14 protein-coding genes are annotated in these 15,546 nt (G+C 73.1%); 5 read left to right on the top strand and 9 right to left on the bottom strand.

From position 1 onward, the window contains the following. Positions 1–57: 57 nt before the first annotated feature. From ACIP4O_RS06345 to ACIP4O_RS06315, 7 genes are all read right to left on the bottom strand, one after another. Positions 58–762: a 2-hydroxychromene-2-carboxylate isomerase gene (locus ACIP4O_RS06345; protein ID WP_401572145.1), complete on the bottom strand. Its 705-nt coding sequence runs from the start codon at positions 760–762 to the stop codon at positions 58–60. Positions 763–780: 18 nt separating this feature from the next. Then, positions 781–1,527, bottom strand: a complete 747-nt coding sequence (fabG, locus tag ACIP4O_RS06340; protein WP_361320706.1) for a 3-oxoacyl-[acyl-carrier-protein] reductase — start codon at positions 1,525–1,527, stop codon at positions 781–783. A 56-nt stretch (positions 1,528–1,583) separates the two neighbouring features. Beyond that, entirely contained in the window at positions 1,584–2,669 is a 1,086-nt protein-coding gene (locus ACIP4O_RS06335; RefSeq protein WP_401572142.1) for a beta-ketoacyl synthase N-terminal-like domain-containing protein, read from the bottom strand. Continuing rightward, a complete protein-coding gene (locus tag ACIP4O_RS06330) occupies positions 2,669–3,928 on the bottom strand; it encodes a beta-ketoacyl-[acyl-carrier-protein] synthase family protein (RefSeq protein ID WP_401572139.1) in 1,260 nt (419 codons plus the stop codon). The genes ACIP4O_RS06335 and ACIP4O_RS06330 overlap by 1 nt, the downstream gene beginning before the upstream one ends. A gap of 33 nt (positions 3,929–3,961) precedes the next feature. After that, entirely contained in the window at positions 3,962–4,240 is a 279-nt protein-coding gene (locus ACIP4O_RS06325; RefSeq protein ID WP_361320700.1) for an acyl carrier protein, read from the bottom strand. Further along, entirely contained in the window at positions 4,237–5,259 is a 1,023-nt protein-coding gene (locus tag ACIP4O_RS06320) for a LysR family transcriptional regulator (protein ID WP_401572136.1), read from the bottom strand. Before ACIP4O_RS06320 ends, ACIP4O_RS06325 begins: the two co-directional genes overlap by 4 nt. 161 nt (positions 5,260–5,420) lie before the next feature. Then, complete coding sequence (locus ACIP4O_RS06315) at positions 5,421–6,206, bottom strand: BTAD domain-containing putative transcriptional regulator (RefSeq protein ID WP_401572133.1); 786 nt, start codon at positions 6,204–6,206, stop codon at positions 5,421–5,423. Between the two features lie 298 nt (positions 6,207–6,504). Between ACIP4O_RS06315 and ACIP4O_RS06310 the strand changes: the two genes are divergently transcribed. From ACIP4O_RS06310 to ACIP4O_RS06290, 5 genes are all read left to right on the top strand, one after another. Further along, positions 6,505–8,055 carry a tryptophan halogenase family protein gene (locus ACIP4O_RS06310; RefSeq protein ID WP_401572132.1) on the top strand — a complete coding sequence of 517 codons (1,551 nt, stop codon included), beginning with the start codon at positions 6,505–6,507 and terminating at the stop codon, positions 8,053–8,055. Positions 8,056–8,082: 27 nt separating this feature from the next. Next, on the top strand, positions 8,083–9,375 hold the full coding sequence (locus ACIP4O_RS06305) for a cation:proton antiporter (RefSeq protein ID WP_401572129.1): 1,293 nt from the start codon (positions 8,083–8,085) through the stop codon (positions 9,373–9,375). After that, on the top strand, positions 9,372–9,935 hold the full coding sequence (locus ACIP4O_RS06300) for a flavin reductase family protein (protein WP_361320690.1): 564 nt from the start codon (positions 9,372–9,374) through the stop codon (positions 9,933–9,935). Before ACIP4O_RS06305 ends, ACIP4O_RS06300 begins: the two co-directional genes overlap by 4 nt. Positions 9,936–10,021: 86 nt before the next feature. Next, entirely contained in the window at positions 10,022–10,819 is a 798-nt protein-coding gene (locus ACIP4O_RS06295) for an ABC transporter ATP-binding protein (protein WP_401572126.1), read from the top strand. Beyond that, positions 10,816–13,347 carry an ABC transporter permease gene (locus ACIP4O_RS06290; protein WP_401572124.1) on the top strand — a complete coding sequence of 844 codons (2,532 nt, stop codon included), beginning with the start codon at positions 10,816–10,818 and terminating at the stop codon, positions 13,345–13,347. Before ACIP4O_RS06295 ends, ACIP4O_RS06290 begins: the two co-directional genes overlap by 4 nt. 193 nt (positions 13,348–13,540) lie before the next feature. Here the strand turns inward: ACIP4O_RS06290 and ACIP4O_RS06285 are convergent, their stop codons facing one another. Both ACIP4O_RS06285 and ACIP4O_RS06280 read right to left on the bottom strand, forming a co-directional pair. Next, a complete protein-coding gene (locus ACIP4O_RS06285; RefSeq protein WP_401572121.1) occupies positions 13,541–14,551 on the bottom strand; it encodes an ArsR/SmtB family transcription factor in 1,011 nt (336 codons plus the stop codon). 30 nt (positions 14,552–14,581) lie between these two features. Continuing rightward, on the bottom strand, positions 14,582–15,535 hold the full coding sequence (locus ACIP4O_RS06280; RefSeq protein WP_401573856.1) for an ATP-binding cassette domain-containing protein: 954 nt from the start codon (positions 15,533–15,535) through the stop codon (positions 14,582–14,584). Positions 15,536–15,546 lie beyond the last annotated feature (11 nt).

Here is a 15,546-nt window from a genome sequence, read left to right as displayed (position 1 = left end):
GCGCGTGGGGGCGGGCGCGGGTGAGGGTGGGAGCGGGCGCGGGTGGGGGCGAGCGGGTCAGCCGCAGCCGCCCGCGTGGCCGTCGTCGGTGGCCGTGCCCATGCCGACGGCGGTCAGCTCGCGCGGCACCGAGGCGGCGGGCTCCTCCTGGGAGCGCAGGTGCTCGACGAAGGCGTCGAGCCGGTCGATGCCCCAGTAGCGGGTGTAGCCGTGCACGAGGAACGGGACGCCGAAGACGCCGTCCTTGCAGACGTCCAGGAGAATCCGGATGCCTTCGGCGCGCTCCTCGGGCCGGTCGGCGGCACGGGACAGCGGGTGCGGGTCGATACCGAGTTCCCTGCCGATGTCCTCGATCGTGTTGCGGTCGCAGATATCGCGTCCTTCGCCGAACCTGGCCCGGTACACGGCGTCGATGTAGTCGTGGCCGCGCCCCTGCCGGGCGGCGACGAGATAGGCCAGGTGCGGCACCTCCCACACCGGGTCCCTGTCCACCGGCCACGTGACCTCGATCCCGAGGGCCTTGGTGAGGCGGCCGACGTCCTGCAACACGTAGCGGTTCTTCTCGCGGGACATCTCCGAGTACGGGAACCTGCCGCCCTGTTCCTCCAGCAGGCGGGCGCTGAGCGGGTCGGGCTCGAAGAACGGCACCCATTCGAGGCGCTCGGCGAGGTCCCTGTGCTCGGTCATCACCTTGCGGTAGGCGAGCCAGGAGTAGGGGCTGCGCAGCGAGAAGTAGAACCGTGGCGTCTTGTTCCTGGGCATGGTGGCGCCCCCTTCCGGTCAGACGACGAGGCCGCCGTCGACTCCGAGTACCTGTCCTGTGATGTACGAGGCGCGGTCGGACGCGAGGAACGCCACCAGGTCGGCGACCTCCTCGGGGCGTCCGAGGCGGCCGAGCGGGATGCGCCGCGCCATGTTCTCGACGTGGTCGTCGGCGAGGCCGGAGAGCATGTCGGTGTCGATGAACCCGGGCGCCACGGCGTTGACGCGGATGCCGTAGCGACCGGTCTCCTTGGCGAGTGCCTTGGTGAAGCCGATGATCCCGGCCTTGGTCGCCGAGTAGTTGGTCTGGGTGGCGTTCCCGTGGACACCGGCCACCGAGGAGAGGGTGATGACGGAACCGGCCTTGCGCTTCATCATCGCGAAGACCGCCGCCTTGCACAGGTGGTACGTGCCGTCGAGATTGGTCCGCAGGACCGCGTCCCAGTCGTCCGGGGAGAGGAGGACGAGCGGGTTGTCCCTGACGATGCCCGCGCAGGACACCACGGTCCGCAGCGGGCCGAGTTCGCCCTCGACGGCTTTGACGAAGGCGCGTACGGCCTCGTGGTCGGACACGTCCACGCGGGCCGCGTGCACGCGGGCGCCCGCCGCCACGGCCTCTTCGGCGACCGCGTCGGCGGCGGCCTTGTCGGACCGGTAGCAGAAGGCCACGTCGTAGCCGTCGCGGGCGAGCCGGGTCACGACGTGGCGGCCGATGCCGCGCGAGCCGCCGCTGACGAGGGCGACGGGACGATCGGTTGCGGACATGCTTGTCTCTCCTGTGGGCTCAGAGGTGGTTCCACCGGCCGGCGCGGGCCGTCCGGTCAGGCGCCGGTGAACACGGCACAGCCGACCTGGCCGTCCTGCTCGACACCGGTGACCAGTGCCGCTTCGCCGGGGCCGAGGCCCCGCTCGCCGGCCGCGGCGAGCACGGCGGCCAGTTGCAGGGCGGTGGCCGCCGCCGAGGTGTCGCCGAGGAGTCCGCGCAGGCGCAGCCACTCGGGACGCGCACCGGGCAGGGCGTCGGTGACGGCCTGCTCCTCCTCGGCGGCGCGCTTCCCACCGCCTCCGAGCGGCGCGACGAACCGGACGCCCGCGGGGCTCGTGCCCGCCGCCTCCAGCGTCTCGCGCACACACGTGGTGAGGGCCTCACGGGCCCCGTCGGGCGTGCGGTAGGCGCGGAAGCGGACGCCCGCGACGCGCGCGAGGGCGGTGCGTCCCGCGGCGGCGGCCTCCTCGGCCGGCTCCACGAGGAACACGGCCGCGCCCTCGCCGAGCGGCGTCTCCCGCTCCTCCTCGGCCCGTCCGTGCCACTCCAGCCAGGCCCGCTGCGTGGAGAACTCCTCCGCCGCTCCGCAGAGCACGCGGCCGCAGTGGCCGCCCCGGTGCAGCCGGAGCGCGTAGCTCAGCGCGAGCAGTCCCGTCAACGAGCCGCCCGCGACGGTGGTGTTGGGGCCCTTGATGTGGTGCCAGATGGCGCTCTGGCCGGCCGCCCTGTTCATCACGGTGTTCGGGAAACGGGCCGCTTCCACGTGGTAGGGGCGCTCCCCGGTGAGGGAGTCCTTCGTGAAGTCCATGATGCTCTGGACGCTGCCGGAACCGGTGCCGAGGACCAGGGCGGTCTGCTCGGGCCGCTCCGCCAGCTCCTCGGCGACGACCCCGACGAGCCCGCCGACCGCGGTGACCGCGAGCGCGGTCACCCGGTCCATGGTGCGGGTGCCCTTCTTGCCGACGTACTCGGCGGCCGTGAAGCCCGGCACGAGGCCGGCCCGGGCGAAGGGCGCCTCGTACTGCTCGCGGTCGAGGGGCACGAGGGCGTCGCGGCCCTCGGCGAGCCCCTGCCGCAAGGGCTCGTTGCCCACGCCGTAGGGGGAGATGGCCGACCAGGCGGAGAGGACGAGGGACGGCATCACGCGGCCTCCTTCACGAGCTCCGCACGGTCCGCGCGGTGCATGCGGCCGAGGATCAGCACGGCGTTGTTGCCCGCGAAGGCGAGCGCGTTGTTCTGCACGACGTCCAGCTCGGCCGGACGGGCCTCGTTGGGCACGCAGTCGAGGCCGCACTCGGGGTCGGTCTCGCGGTGGTTGATGGTCGGCGGGATGAAGCCCTCCGTGATGGCGAGGGCGCAGGCCGCCGCGGCGAGGGCGCTGGCCGCGCCCATGGAGTGACCGATCATGGACTTGATGGAGATCGTGGGCGGCGGGGTGGCGAACACCTGCCGGATGGCGCCGGCCTCCGTCACGTCGTTGGCCCGTGTCCCCGTACCGTGCGCGGAGATGAAGTCGATGTCGTCCTCGGTCACCCCCGCGTTGCGGTGTGCCACCTCCATGCAGCGCGCCAGGCTGTCCTGGTCGGGCGCCACGGGGTGGTGGGCGTCGCAGTTGAGGCCGTAGCCGAGGACCTCCGCGTAGATCCGGGCCCCGCGCGCGAGCGCCGACTCCAGGCTCTCCAGGAGGAGGACGCCCGCGCCCTCGCCGGTGAGGATGCCCTTGCGGTCGATGTCGAAGGGCTGGCTGACCTCGGGGGCTATCGTGCCGAGCCGGTAGAAGCCGGTGAAGGTCTTGCGGCAGACGGCGTCGGCACCGCCGCACAGGGCCGCCTCCACCTCACCGTGCCGGATGGCGTCGAAGCCGCTGCCGATCGCGTAGTTCCCCGCCGCGCAGGCGGTCGGGATGGTGAGGGCCTCGACATCGACGAGGCCCAGTTCCCGGACGATGCCGCTGGACAGCCGGCCCGCCTGGGCCCGGCGGGCCACGGTCGGCGTCCAGTTCCCCGCGCCTTCCGCGAGCTGGACGCCGACCAGGGTGTCGAGGTCGCGGGACTCGGCGTCCGTGGTGCCGACCGAGACCAGCATCCTGCGCTCGCGCAGCTCCCGCGCGCTCAGTCCCGCGTCCGCGACGGCCATGTTGGCCGCCGCCACGGCGAACTGCGTCGCACGGCCCAGCTCCCGCGGGTCGACGTGGTGAATCCAGTCCCCCGGCTCGAAGTCGGCCACCTCGCACGCGTTGGCGTGCGCGAAACCGGTCGTGTCGAAGGCCGTGATCGGCTTGACCCCGCTGCGCCCCGACCGCAGTCCGTCCAGGAAGGCCGGGGCCCCGAGCCCGATACTCGTGACCGTGCCGAGGCCGGTGATGACCACCCGGCGCGGCGCTTGCTCGTCGTCGTACACCGTCCGCTCCCCTCGCAATCCTTGGATCGAGGGCTAGTTGGCCCGGGCGAGCTTGGCCGCGACGGCCTCACCGACCACGGTCACGACGCCGTCCAGGTTGACCATGCGGGACAGCTCCGCCTGGTCGATGTCGATACCGAAGGCCCGCTCCAGCTGGGAGAGGATCTCGATGGCGCCCATGGAGTCCGCCTCGTGGTCCTCCTTGAAGCGGCTCGTGCCGGTCATCTCCTCCGGCTCGATCTCCAGGATGTCGCAGATGATGCCCTTGATCTCGGCACGGTCCTTGTCGCTGAGCTGCTGCGTTGTCGTCATGTCAACGATGCTGGCCGAACCCGCTGACCGTTCACTGATGACTTGCTGACAGGCTCTGGCCCCGGCTCGCGAGCCCCTGGTGGCCGCGGCAGCCACGGCTGGAGTTCGGGGAGTTCGGCGCGGTGCGCGACCAGCCAGTCCCAGTAGCCGGGGACGGTGCGCGCGTAGGCGCAGTAGTAGTCGCGGACGGCTTCCACGAGCAGCCGCAGGGTCTCCTCGGTGACCCCGCCGCGCCGCCACACCAGGAGCATCTCGACGAGTTCGGTGTCGGCGAGGGGCCGCAGGCGCACGTCGGCGGTGGCCCCGGAGGGGGTGGCCAGGGCGCGGGCCCCGCTGTCGCGCACCCAGATCATCGCCTCGCGCTGCGTGCTGACGTGGTGGGGCACCTGGGCCGGTCCCGCCCGGCCCGCCCCGGTGAACATGCGTTCCTCGACGGTGTGCAGCCAGTGCTCCCGCGAGTACCGCACCCAGACCTCCTCGGTCCGTTCCGGCAGCGCGGGCAGCGCCAGCCACACGGGCTCGCGCAGCACCACGACGCTGCCGAGGGCCGGCTCCGCGACGCCGGGATCGGGCCCGGCAAGCCGGGCCCGGCCCGAGACGATCGCCGCGGAGAGCACGCCGCGGCGCACACCGGCGAGCGCGGCGGCCGGTGAGAGCGTCTCGGTCGCCACGACGTTGCCGGGCAACACCCCCTGCAGGGCGGCGGCGAGGGCCGGCGGGGTCCACTCGGTGTTGCCCAGTCGCACATGGCCCGCGGTGGCCGAGTTCGCCTGGGCGATGACCTCGTCGGCCCGCGCCACGAGATCCCCGAAGAGCGGGATCAGCCGCTCGCCCAGCGGCGAGGGCGCCACACCGCTGGGCGAGCGCACGAAGAGGTCACCGCCGACGGCCTTCTCGATCCGCTTGAGTTGCGCGGTGAGGCTCGGCTGCGGAAGATTCAGTTCGCTCGCGCCACGGGAAATACTCCCGGCCTCGCTGATCGTGACAACGATCCGGGCGTGCCGTAATTCGATGTCCATGAGCCGCCTCACATTCCCGAGCCGACAGAAGAATTCCGCCCGCCCGGCCCGCGAGAAGAGCGGGGCCGGGCGGGCGGACATTCATTGCCTTCCACGGTAACGGCGGCCCGGCGAACGGCAAAGCGTGTTCAGCCCGCACTCAGGGTTCCGTCAGCGGTTGTTCAGAGAGCGGCGAGAACCCGTCGCGGTTCCCCGAGCGCGTCGTCCTGTTCCAGGATCGCCTGATAGGCGCGGTGCAGCGCGCGGCCCGGTTCGAGCCCCATTTCCTCGGCGAGCCTGCGGCGGGCGCGGTGGAACACGTCGAGCGCCTCCGACTGACGCCCCGCGTGGTACAGCGCCAGCATCAACAGCTCGCTCAGGCGCTCCCTCTCGGGGTGCTCGGCGGCGATCGCGCGCAGCTCCGGCAGCGAGATGCCGCGCGGGTCCACCGCCAGGCGCGCGGTGATCAGGTCCTCGTACGCGGTGATCCGCCGCTCCTCCAGATCGGCCGCGGCGATGCGCAGGCGCAGGCCGTCGTGCACGTCCATCAGGGCCGGCCCCCGCCACAGGGCCAAGGCGTCCTCCAGCGCGAGCGCGGCCAGCGCCGGGTCGCGCGCCACGAGGGCGGAACCGCCCGCGGCCTGCTCGCGGAAGCGCTGCGCGTCCACCAGATGGGCTGGAACGTCGAGTTGGTAGCCGCTCGCGGTGGTACGGATGAGCTCGTCCCCGGGCCGCCCCGTGATCGCGCACAGGTGTCTGCGCAGCCTGCCGACACTGGCCTGGAGCGCGTTGCGCGCGTTGGCGAGCGGGCGGCCCGCCCACAGCTCGTCCTCCAGCTGGTCGGCGGAGACGGCGCGCCCCGGCGACAGCGCGAGGAGCGCGAGGATCGCCGTGAGCCGCTTCGAGCCCACGGTGTGCGGCCGGCTGCCGTACCGCACTGAAACAGAACCGAGCACCTGAATGTCCACTGAGTCACGCCCCCGTACTCGTCGGTTGAGGGCCCAAATATGGCCCGCGTCCACCGTTCGGGGGAAATACCATCCGCGTCGCCCTCGGGCACTCGCGTGGTATGACCCTTGCTGGGCGCGCGGCGCGCAGGCATAATCCCGAATCTCACTGACGGTTCGCTGACGCCGGGAATTCCTGCCGCCGAACCGTTTCGACGTGCGTGTTTCAGCGCTGACTTCATCACCTGTCGCACCCCCCGTTCCCGTTCCTAGGCTCCTCCCGTGTACGGGAAGTCGGTCAGTGAACAGGAGACATCTCATGCTCAACAGACTTGTGATCGTCGGCGGCGGAACGGCGGGGTGGATGACCGCCTCGTACTTCAAGGCCGCCTTCGGGGACCGGATCGACATCACGCTGGTGGAATCCGGCAACGTCGGCGCGGTCGGCGTCGGTGAGGCGACGTTCAGCGACATCCGGCACTTCTTCGAGTTCCTCGGGCTCAAGGAGAAGGACTGGATGCCGGCGTGCAACGCCACGTACAAGCTCGCGGTCCGGTTCGAGGACTGGCGCGAGAAGGGGCACCACTTCTACCACCCGTTCGAGCAGATGAGGTCGGTCAACGGCTTCCCGCTGACCGACTGGTGGCTCAAGAACGGCCCGACGGACCGGTTCGACAAGGACTGCTTCGTCATGCCCTCCGTCATCGACGCCGGGCTCAGCCCCCGCCACCTCGACGGCTCGCTCATCGACCAGCCCTTCGTCGAGGGCGCGGACGAGATGCAGGGCCTCACCATGTCCGAGCACCAGGGCAAGACGCAGTTCCCCTACGCCTACCAGTTCGAGGCGGCGCTGCTCGCCAAGTACCTGACCACGTACGCGGTCGAGCGCGGCGTCACGCACATCACCGACGACGTCGAGAAGGTCAACCTCGACGAACGCGGCTGGATCACCGGCGTGACCACGGCCGGGCACGGCGACATCGGGGGCGACCTCTTCGTCGACTGCACCGGCTTCCGCGGCCTGCTCCTGAACCAGGCCCTGGAGACCCCGTTCATCTCCTACGCGGACACGCTGCCCAACGACAGCGCGGTCGCCCTCCAGGTCCCGCAGGACATGAAGGCCCGCGGCATCCTGCCGTGCACCACCGCCACCGCGCAGGACGCGGGCTGGATCTGGACGATCCCGCTGATGGGCCGCATCGGCACCGGCTACGTCTACGCCAAGGACTACCTCTCCCCGGAGGAGGCCGAGCGCACCCTGCGCGAGTTCGTCGGCCCCGCCGCCGACGGCGTCAAGGCGAACCACATCAAGATGCGCGTCGGCCGCAGCGAGAACTCCTGGGTCAACAACTGCGTCGCGATCGGCCTGTCGAGCGGGTTCGTCGAGCCGCTGGAGTCCACCGGCATCTTCTTCATCCACCACGCCATCGAGCAGCTCGCCAAGAACTTCCCCGACGAGTCCTGGAACCCGGTCCAGCGGGACCTCTACAACGACTCCGTCGCCCATGTCATGGAAGGCATACGGGAGTTCCTCGTCCTGCACTACCAGGCGGCGAAGCGCGACGACACCCAGTACTGGCGCGACGCGAAGAACCGGCGCGTGCCCGAGGAGTTGTCGGCCCGCATCGAGAAGTGGAAGACCCAGCTCCCCGACTCGGAGACGATCTACCCCTACTACCACGGCCTGCCGCCCTACTCCTACATGTGCATCCTGCTCGGCATGGGCGGCATCGAGACGCAGCCCTCCCCCGCCCTCTCGCTGGCCGACCCCGGCCCGGCCGAGCGGGAGTTCGAGGCGATCCGCGCCAAGACGCACCGCCTCGCCGAGACGCTGCCCACGGCCTACGACTACTTCGCCGCGCAGCACTGACCGCCCGCGGCCGGGAGCTCGCACGCGATGGATTCCCTTCAGATCCTGTTACGCGCCGCCCACTTGGCGGCCCTGCTCGCCGCCGTCCTGCTGCTCGCCCGCGCCGGGCGCGCCACGGCGCGGCGCTTGCGCCAGCCCGAGGTGATCGGCGAGATCGTCGGGGGCCTGCTGCTCGGGCCCGCCGCGCTGCACCTGCTCGGGCGGGAGACGTTCGACGCGGTCCTGCCCGCCGCCGCGCTCGACGCCCTGAAGCTCGTCGCCAAGGCCGGGCTCGTGCTCTTCCTGGTCGGTCTCGCCCACGAGTTGCGGGCCGGTTCCGGCGTCACGCGGCGGGCCACGCTGTGGGTGGCGGCCGGGGCGCTCGTTCCCCCGCTCCTCGCGGGCACCCTGCTCGCCGGGTTCGTACTGCTCCAGGACGACCCGGCGGTACGGGGAGCGGCCCCGCTCCCCGCGTTCGTCCTGATGGTCGCCGTGACGCTGTCCATCACCGCCGTACCGGTCATGGCCCGGATACTGGCCGACCGGGGCCTGAGCGCCACCTCGGCCGGGCGGCTCGCGCTGGCCGCGGCGGTCACCATCGACGCGGTCGGCTGGCTGCTGTGCATGCTCGCGATCAGTCTGGGCTCGGGAAGCCTCACGGGCTTCCTGCGCTCCGTCCTCGCGCTGGGGTTCGGCGCCGCGGGCGCGCTCGCCGTGCGGTACGTGGTGCGCACACCCGCGGCCGGACGGGCGTGCGCCCGGCGGCCACGCGCGGCCGCCGTACTGCTCGGCGCGGCGGCCCTCGCCATCGCCCTGACCGTGGAGCACCTCGGCATGACGGCGATCCTCGGCGCCGCCCTGGTGGGTCTCGCGATACCCGCCGGGGAGACCACCGCCTGGACCCCCGCCGTCGCCCGGCTGACACGAGTGGGGCGCGTGCTCGTGCCGGCGTTCTTCGTCGTCACCGGCATCACCGTTCTCGACGAGGCCTTCTCGCACGTCTCCTGGGCGCTGATCGGAGTGACCCTCGTGCTCGCCTGTGCGGGCAAGGGCGTCGGCGGCTACCTGGGGGCGCGCCGCGCCGGGCAGCCGCGCGGGGAGTCCCGCCGCATCGGTGTGCTGATGAACGCCCGCGGGCTCACCGAACTGATCGTGCTCCAAGCCGGGTTCGCCGCGGGGATTCTCACCGCTCCCCTGGTGCTCGCCCTGACGCTGATGGCGGTGCTCACCACCGCGGCGACGGGTGCGCTGCTCGGCCTCCTCGACAGCGGCGGGCGCGGTCCCGAGCCCGCTCCCGCCGCCGAACCGGTCGCCCTCGCGGCAGAAAGCGGTACCCGATGAGCCAACCCACACGCCAGCCGACGAACCCGTCCGCCCTGCGGGCGGCGACCGCGACCGCCGCGCCCGGCGCCACGGCCGTCTCCGACGACTTCCGCACGATGATGAGCGGCTTCCCCAGCGGGGTCGCCGTGATCGCCGCGGAGGACCTCGACGGCGAACCCCGGGGCATGACGTGCTCCTCGGTGTGCAGCGTCGCGCTGAAGCCCCCGACCCTCCTGGTGTGCCTGCGCGAGGGCAGCCCCACCCTTCAGGCCGTCCTCGCCTCGGGGGAGTTCGCCGTGAACCTGCTGCACGAGGAGGCGCAGGGCGTCGCCGAACTGTTCGCCTCCGGTGACCCCGAACGGTTCCGGGTCACCCCCTGGAGACGCGCCGCCGACGACGCCGGACCGCACCTGCTCAGGGACGCGCACACCATCGCCGACTGCACCGTGGCCGTCACCCAGCGCATGGGGGACCACGTGACGGTCTACGGGCGTGTCCGGGCGGTCACCCGCCTGAGCGGACGACCCCCGCTCCTGTACGGGCTGCGGCGGTTCGCCGCCTGGCCCGCGACCACCTGACCACCGGTGCGGGGCGCGCCCACCCGCAGGGAGGGCACGCCCCGCACCCCGATCAAGCCCCCCGCTCCACACTCTTAAGGAAACCCATGAACGGGACAGAGGACCCGCAGGCCCAGCCCGTCGTCCGGCTCGACTCCGTCAGCCGGGTCTACGGCGGCTCAAAGAATCGAGTGACGGCACTCGACAACGTCAGCATCAGCCTGGAGAGGGGTACCTTCACCGCCGTCATGGGCCCTTCCGGATCGGGCAAGTCGACCTTCCTGCACTGCGCGGCCGGCCTCGACCACCCGACCTCGGGTGCCGTCCACCTGGACGGCGTGGACCTCGCGGGACTGCGCGAGAAGCGCCTGACCAAGTTCCGGCGCGAGCGCATCGGCTTCGTCTTCCAGGCGTTCAACCTCCTGCCCGCGCTGAGCGTGGTCGACAACGTGACCCTGCCGCTGCGCCTGGCCGGGACCCGCCCCAAGAAGCAGTTCGTGGACGAGATCCTCGAACAGGTCGGCCTCTCCGGCAAGCGGCGCAGCCGCCCCGGCGAGCTCTCCGGTGGGCAGCAGCAGCGCGTCGCCATCGCGCGCGCGCTCGTCACCCGGCCCGCCGTCCTGTTCGGCGACGAGCCGACCGGCGCCCTGGACACCCGTACCGCCGCCGATGTCCTCACGCTGCTGCGGCAGTCGGTGGACGTCGCGGGGCAGACGCTCGTGATGGTCACGCACGACCCGGTGGCCGCGGCGTACGCGGACCGCGTGCTGTTCCTCGCCGACGGCAGGCTCAACGGCGCGCTCGACCGGCCGACCGTGGAGCAGGTCACGGAGCAGATGCGGCTGCTGGGCACGTGGGGCGACCCGCTCGCGATCCGGGAGACAGGGCTCGGGGTGCGCCGATGATCCGCATCGCGCTGCGCACCCTGCGCTTCCACAAGGGCGGGTTCATCGCCTCGTTCATCGGCCTGTTCTTCGGTGCCGTCATCGTCATCGGCGCGGGCGGGCTCCTGGAGACCGGCATCCACAACGCGGCACCGCCGCACCGCCTGTCCTCCGCGCCCGTCGTCGTCACCGGCGACCAGCGGTACGAGTACACCCAGCAGGAACTCGTCTTCCCCGAACGCCTGCACATGGACGGCGCGTTGACGCGGAAGATCGCCGGGCTGCCCGGCGTCGGAGCGGCGGTGCCCGACCTGTCGTTCCCCGCCGCCCTCGCCAAGGGCGGCAAGGTCACGGGACACGGCTGGTCCTCCGCCAGGCTCTCCCCGTACAAGCTGACCGGCGGCTCGGCGCCGGCCGCGGACGGCCAGGCCGTGCTCGGCGAGGCCCTCGCCCGGCAGGCGGGCGTCCGCACCGGCGACCACGTCCAGCTCCTCGTCCACGGCACGCGCGAGAGCTACCAGGTCTCGGGCCTGGCCACCGGCCCCGACGACGGCACGGACGTCTTCCTCCGCGACGCCGAGGCCGCCGCGGTCAGCGGGCGGGCCGGCACGGTCGACAACATCGGTGTCTTCCCCGCCGCCGGCGCGCGGAGCGCGGACATCGCCTCCGCCGTCCGCGACCTCGTCGGCGACTCCCCGATCACCGTCCTGACCGGCGACGACCGCGGCCGCGCCGAGGACCCGGACGTCGTGGCCGACGGCAGCGACCTGATCCCGCTGGCCGCCGCGTTCGGCGGTCTGTCCGCGATGGTCACCATCTTCGTGGTGGCGAGCACGCTCGGCCTCTCCATCCAGCAGCGGCAGCGCGAACTCGCACTGCTGCGCACGATCGGTACGACGCCGGGACAGTTGCGGCGGCTCGTGGTCGGCGAGACGCTCTTCCTCGCGATCGTCGCGACCGGGCTCGCCGTCGTCCCGGGCCCCCGGTTCGGCCACTGGCTCCTGGACGCGTTCGCGGACGCCGGGGTGGTGCCGGGCTCGATCGCGTTCCGGGCCGGTTCCGTGCCGGTGATCGTGGGCGTGGGAACGGCTCTGCTCACCGCGATCGGCGCGGCCTTCATCGCGGCACAGGCCGCGGCGCGCACCCGGCCGACCGAGGCGCTCGCCGAAGCCACCCTGCGGCGCCGCTGGTTCAGCGCGTTCCGCCTGGTCGTCGGCCTGCTGTGCCTGGTCGGCGGCGTGGCCCTGGCCTGGGGCACCGCGGGTGCGGCCGGTCCGGACGCCGCGGGGGTCGCGACCCCGGCGGCGATGGTGTGGGCGGCCGCCTTCGGCCTCCTCGGGCCCGTCGTCGTACGGGCCATGGTGGCCGCGCTGCGCCGTCCGGCGGCCAAGGTGTCCGGGCTCGCCGGTGAACTCGCGGCGCACAACGCGCGGGCGCGGACGGGCCGGCTGGCCTCCGCCGTGATGCCGGTGATGCTGGCGAGCGGTCTGGCGATCGGCCTGATCTACATGCAGACCACGCAATCGGACGGCGCCCAGCGGGCGTTCGACGAGGACGTGCGCGCGGACGTCGTGGTGACCTCGGACTCCGGCGGCCTGCCGCTCGACGTCGTGGACAAGGTCCGTGCCCAGCCGGGCGTGGCGGCGGCGACCGCGCAGATCTCCACGACCGGTTACATCGAGCCCGACGAGCCCATGCGGCCGAGCGAGGGCGAGGACACCGGGCCGCAGCCCACCGAGTTGTCCCTGCGGGGCGTCACGGAGCAGGGCCTCGACCGTACGACGGCCTACCACGCGGCGCGCGGCAGCCTCACCGCCCTGAAGGGCGACAGCGTGGCGCTCCCCGCCGCCGACGCGAAGGACCGCGCCCTCGGCGACCTGGTCCCGATGCGGCTCGGTGACGGCACGCGGGTCGAGCTGAAGCTGGTCGCCACCGTCGAGGGGCGGCGCGGCTACGAGACCGCGCTCGTCCCCGCGTCGCTGCTCATCGGGCACACCGACGGCGGGCTCGTGCCGCAGATCATGGTGCGCGCGGCGGCCGGTACGGACAAGGACCGGCTGATCTCCTCGCTCTCCGCGCTCGCCGCTGATCAGCCCGGCCTGCGGGTGTCCGGCAGGGAAGTACTGGAGGCGGCGCAGGCCGAGGCGGACGACACGCAGGCGTGGATGGCCTACCTGGTCCTCGGCGTCGTGGTCGGCTACGCGACCCTCGCCCTGATCAACACCCAGGTGCTGGCGACGACCGAGCGGCGCAAGGAGTTCATGCTGCAACGGCTCATCGGCGCCACCCGCCGCCAGGTGCTGCACATGATGACGGTCGAGGCCTCGCTGGTGGCCCTGGCCGGTATCGTCCTCGGTCTCCTGGTCGCCGGGGCCACGCTGGTCCCCCTGAGCCTGAGCGTGCTCGGCACCGCGCTGCCCGGCGGCTCGCCGTGGATTCTCGCCGTCGTGGTGGCGGGGGCGGTGGCGCTGACGCTGGCGACGACACTGCTCGCCTCGGCGGCGGTGCTGCGCGGGCGGCCCGGGGACATGGCGGGCATCAAGGAGTAGCGGGAGGCGCGGACCCGGTGGGGTGCCCGGCACGGCGTACGACGCCGGGGCACCCCACCGCCTCGTGCGCCCGCCACCCTGTGCGTCCCCCGCCTGTCGGGTGCCCGCTGCCCCGCGCCCCTGGGTGGGCACAGCACAGCGGCCCGGTCCGGCGCCACCGCGAGGGTGTGCGCCGGACCGGGCCGCGGCCGCCTCAGGCGGCCGGAGTGCCGCGTACCGACAGCTCGGTCAGCGGGCGCGGGGCGCGGTGTCCCTGCACCGCGCCGGCCGGGCGGCGGTGCGCCTGCGCTCGCGCGGGGGCCGCCGGGCGGGGCGACATCCCCCTGAGGAGGGCCATGCCGAGCGGGGTCAGCGTGTGCAGCACCGTGTTGCGGATGCGGCGGGTCGTGATGAGACCCGCGCGGCGCAGTACCGCGGTGTGCTGGCTGGCCCCCGCCGCCGAGATGCCGAGCCGGTCGGCGAGCTGGGTCGTGGTGCAACTGCTGCGCAGGGCGTGCAGCGCGGCGGCCCGGGTCTGCCCGACGAGCGCGCCGAGCGAGGCGCCGCTGTCGTCCGGCTCGTCCCACAGCGCGGCGGCCTGCCGGGGGTCGGGAGGCGCCGCGAAGGCGAGCACGATGCCGCCGTTCTCCACGAGTCGCCGGGTGACGCGCCCCGGGCGGTGCGCCAGGAACACCGAGGGCGCGAGCACGAGCCCGCGTCCTTCGAGCCGGATGTCCTCGTCGGGCCCCTCGTGGATCTCCAGCACCGGCGCCCGCCAGGAGATCTTCGAGTGCAGGGTGGACAGCAGCAGTTCGACCCCGCCGGTCATCAGGACCCGGCCGCGCGCCTCGCACTCGGCCTCCAGATAACCGAGCACGTGCTCCCAGTACGGGGCCACGGCCGCCCGCCACACCAGCGACAGGTCACCGGCGGCCGCGGACGGCCCCGGTCTCGTCGGCACGCCGCGCCCGTCGGTGCTCACGCCGCGGCCGCTGCGCTCGATGAGGTCGAGGAGCCCGTCGAGGCCGGTGGCGGCGCTGCCGCCGGTCAGCAGCAGCGGTGAACGGGCCAGCCGCTCTCCGACCTGGCCCCGCCAGCGGGCGAACGGCGTGCCGACGCCGCGCCCGAGCAGCCCGTACGCGAAGGCGCTCTCCACGAGCGGTCCCGCGGTCGCCTTCAGCCGGACCCGTGCGAAGTCGGCAGGGGTGAAGTGGATTCGTTGCATGAGGATGCCCCCGTGATCGCGCCTGCGTCATCAACCGGCGTGCGGCTGGACCGACTCTCCCGTGAGAAGGAGGAAGACGTCGTCGAGCGTCGGCCTGCGCAGGGCGAAGTCGGCGACGGTGACGTCCGCCCGCCGCAGCGCCGCCGCGGCGCTCTCCATGCTCGCCATGCCGTCGCTCAGGACGATCGACACCGTGCCCTCGGCGGCGTCCACGCTCGGCTCGCCCGGGGCGACGCGGCGCAGCGCCGCCGCGGCGCGCGCCACGCCCTCGGGCCGGGTGAGGGACACTTCGAGCCGCTCCTCGCCCACCGTGCGCTTGAGTTCGGCGGGCGCGCCCTCGGCGATGACACGGCCGCGGTCGATGACCGCGATCCGGTCGGCCAGGATGTCCGCCTCCTCCAGGTACTGGGTGGTCAGCAGCACGGTCACGCCCTCGGCGACCAGGTCCTTGACCACGTCCCACAGCTGACTGCGGCTGAGCGGGTCGAGGCCGGTGGTCGGCTCGTCGAGGAAGAGCACCGACGGCGTCGCCACCAGGCAGGCCGCGAGGTCGAGGCGGCGCCGCATTCCGCCCGAGTACGTGCGCGCCGGCCGGTCGCCCGCCTCGGCCAGGCCGAAGCGGTCGAGCAGCGCGGCCGCCCTGGCGCGGGCGGCGCGCCGGCCGAGGTGGGCGAGCGTCCCGATGAGGGTGAGGTTCTCCCGTCCGGTGAGCGCGTCGTCCACGGCCGCGTACTGGCCGGCGAGACCGATGCGGCGCCGGACCTCGGCGGGGCTGCGCACCACGTCGTACCCGGCGACACGGGCCCGGCCGCCGTCCGGTGCGAGGAGCGTCGCCAGCATCCTGACGGTGGTCGTCTTGCCGGCCCCGTTCGGCCCGAGCAGGCCGAGCACGGTGCCGGGCGGCACCGCGAGGTCGACTCCGCCGAGCGCCTCGCGCCCGTCGTACCGCTTGCTCAGGCCCTCGGCCTCGATCGCCCATTCCACCGCTGCCACCT

Origin of the sequence: Streptomyces sp. NPDC088923 (assembly GCF_044749745.1) — a bacterium.
GTDB lineage: Bacteria > Actinomycetota > Actinomycetes > Streptomycetales > Streptomycetaceae > Streptomyces.
This window is presented reverse-complemented; position numbering and strand designations above follow the sequence as displayed.

Bases quoted from the DNA above. Each gene is read 5' to 3' on its own strand.
- ACIP4O_RS06310 (WP_401572132.1), top strand. From the start codon at position 6,505: ATGCTCAACAGACTTGTGATCGTCGGCGGCGGAACGGCGGGGTGGATG.
- fabG (WP_361320706.1), bottom strand. From the start codon at position 1,527: ATGTCCGCAACCGATCGTCCCGTCGCCCTCGTCAGCGGCGGCTCGCGC.
- ACIP4O_RS06320 (WP_401572136.1), bottom strand. From the start codon at position 5,259: ATGGACATCGAATTACGGCACGCCCGGATCGTTGTCACGATCAGCGAG.
- ACIP4O_RS06295 (WP_401572126.1), top strand. From the start codon at position 10,022: ATGAACGGGACAGAGGACCCGCAGGCCCAGCCCGTCGTCCGGCTCGAC.
- ACIP4O_RS06305 (WP_401572129.1), top strand. From the start codon at position 8,083: ATGGATTCCCTTCAGATCCTGTTACGCGCCGCCCACTTGGCGGCCCTG.
- ACIP4O_RS06300 (WP_361320690.1), top strand. From the start codon at position 9,372: ATGAGCCAACCCACACGCCAGCCGACGAACCCGTCCGCCCTGCGGGCG.
- ACIP4O_RS06285 (WP_401572121.1), bottom strand. From the start codon at position 14,551: ATGCAACGAATCCACTTCACCCCTGCCGACTTCGCACGGGTCCGGCTG.
- ACIP4O_RS06345 (WP_401572145.1), bottom strand. From the start codon at position 762: ATGCCCAGGAACAAGACGCCACGGTTCTACTTCTCGCTGCGCAGCCCC.
- ACIP4O_RS06335 (WP_401572142.1), bottom strand. From the start codon at position 2,669: ATGCCGTCCCTCGTCCTCTCCGCCTGGTCGGCCATCTCCCCCTACGGC.
- ACIP4O_RS06290 (WP_401572124.1), top strand. From the start codon at position 10,816: ATGATCCGCATCGCGCTGCGCACCCTGCGCTTCCACAAGGGCGGGTTC.
- ACIP4O_RS06325 (WP_361320700.1), bottom strand. From the start codon at position 4,240: ATGACGACAACGCAGCAGCTCAGCGACAAGGACCGTGCCGAGATCAAG.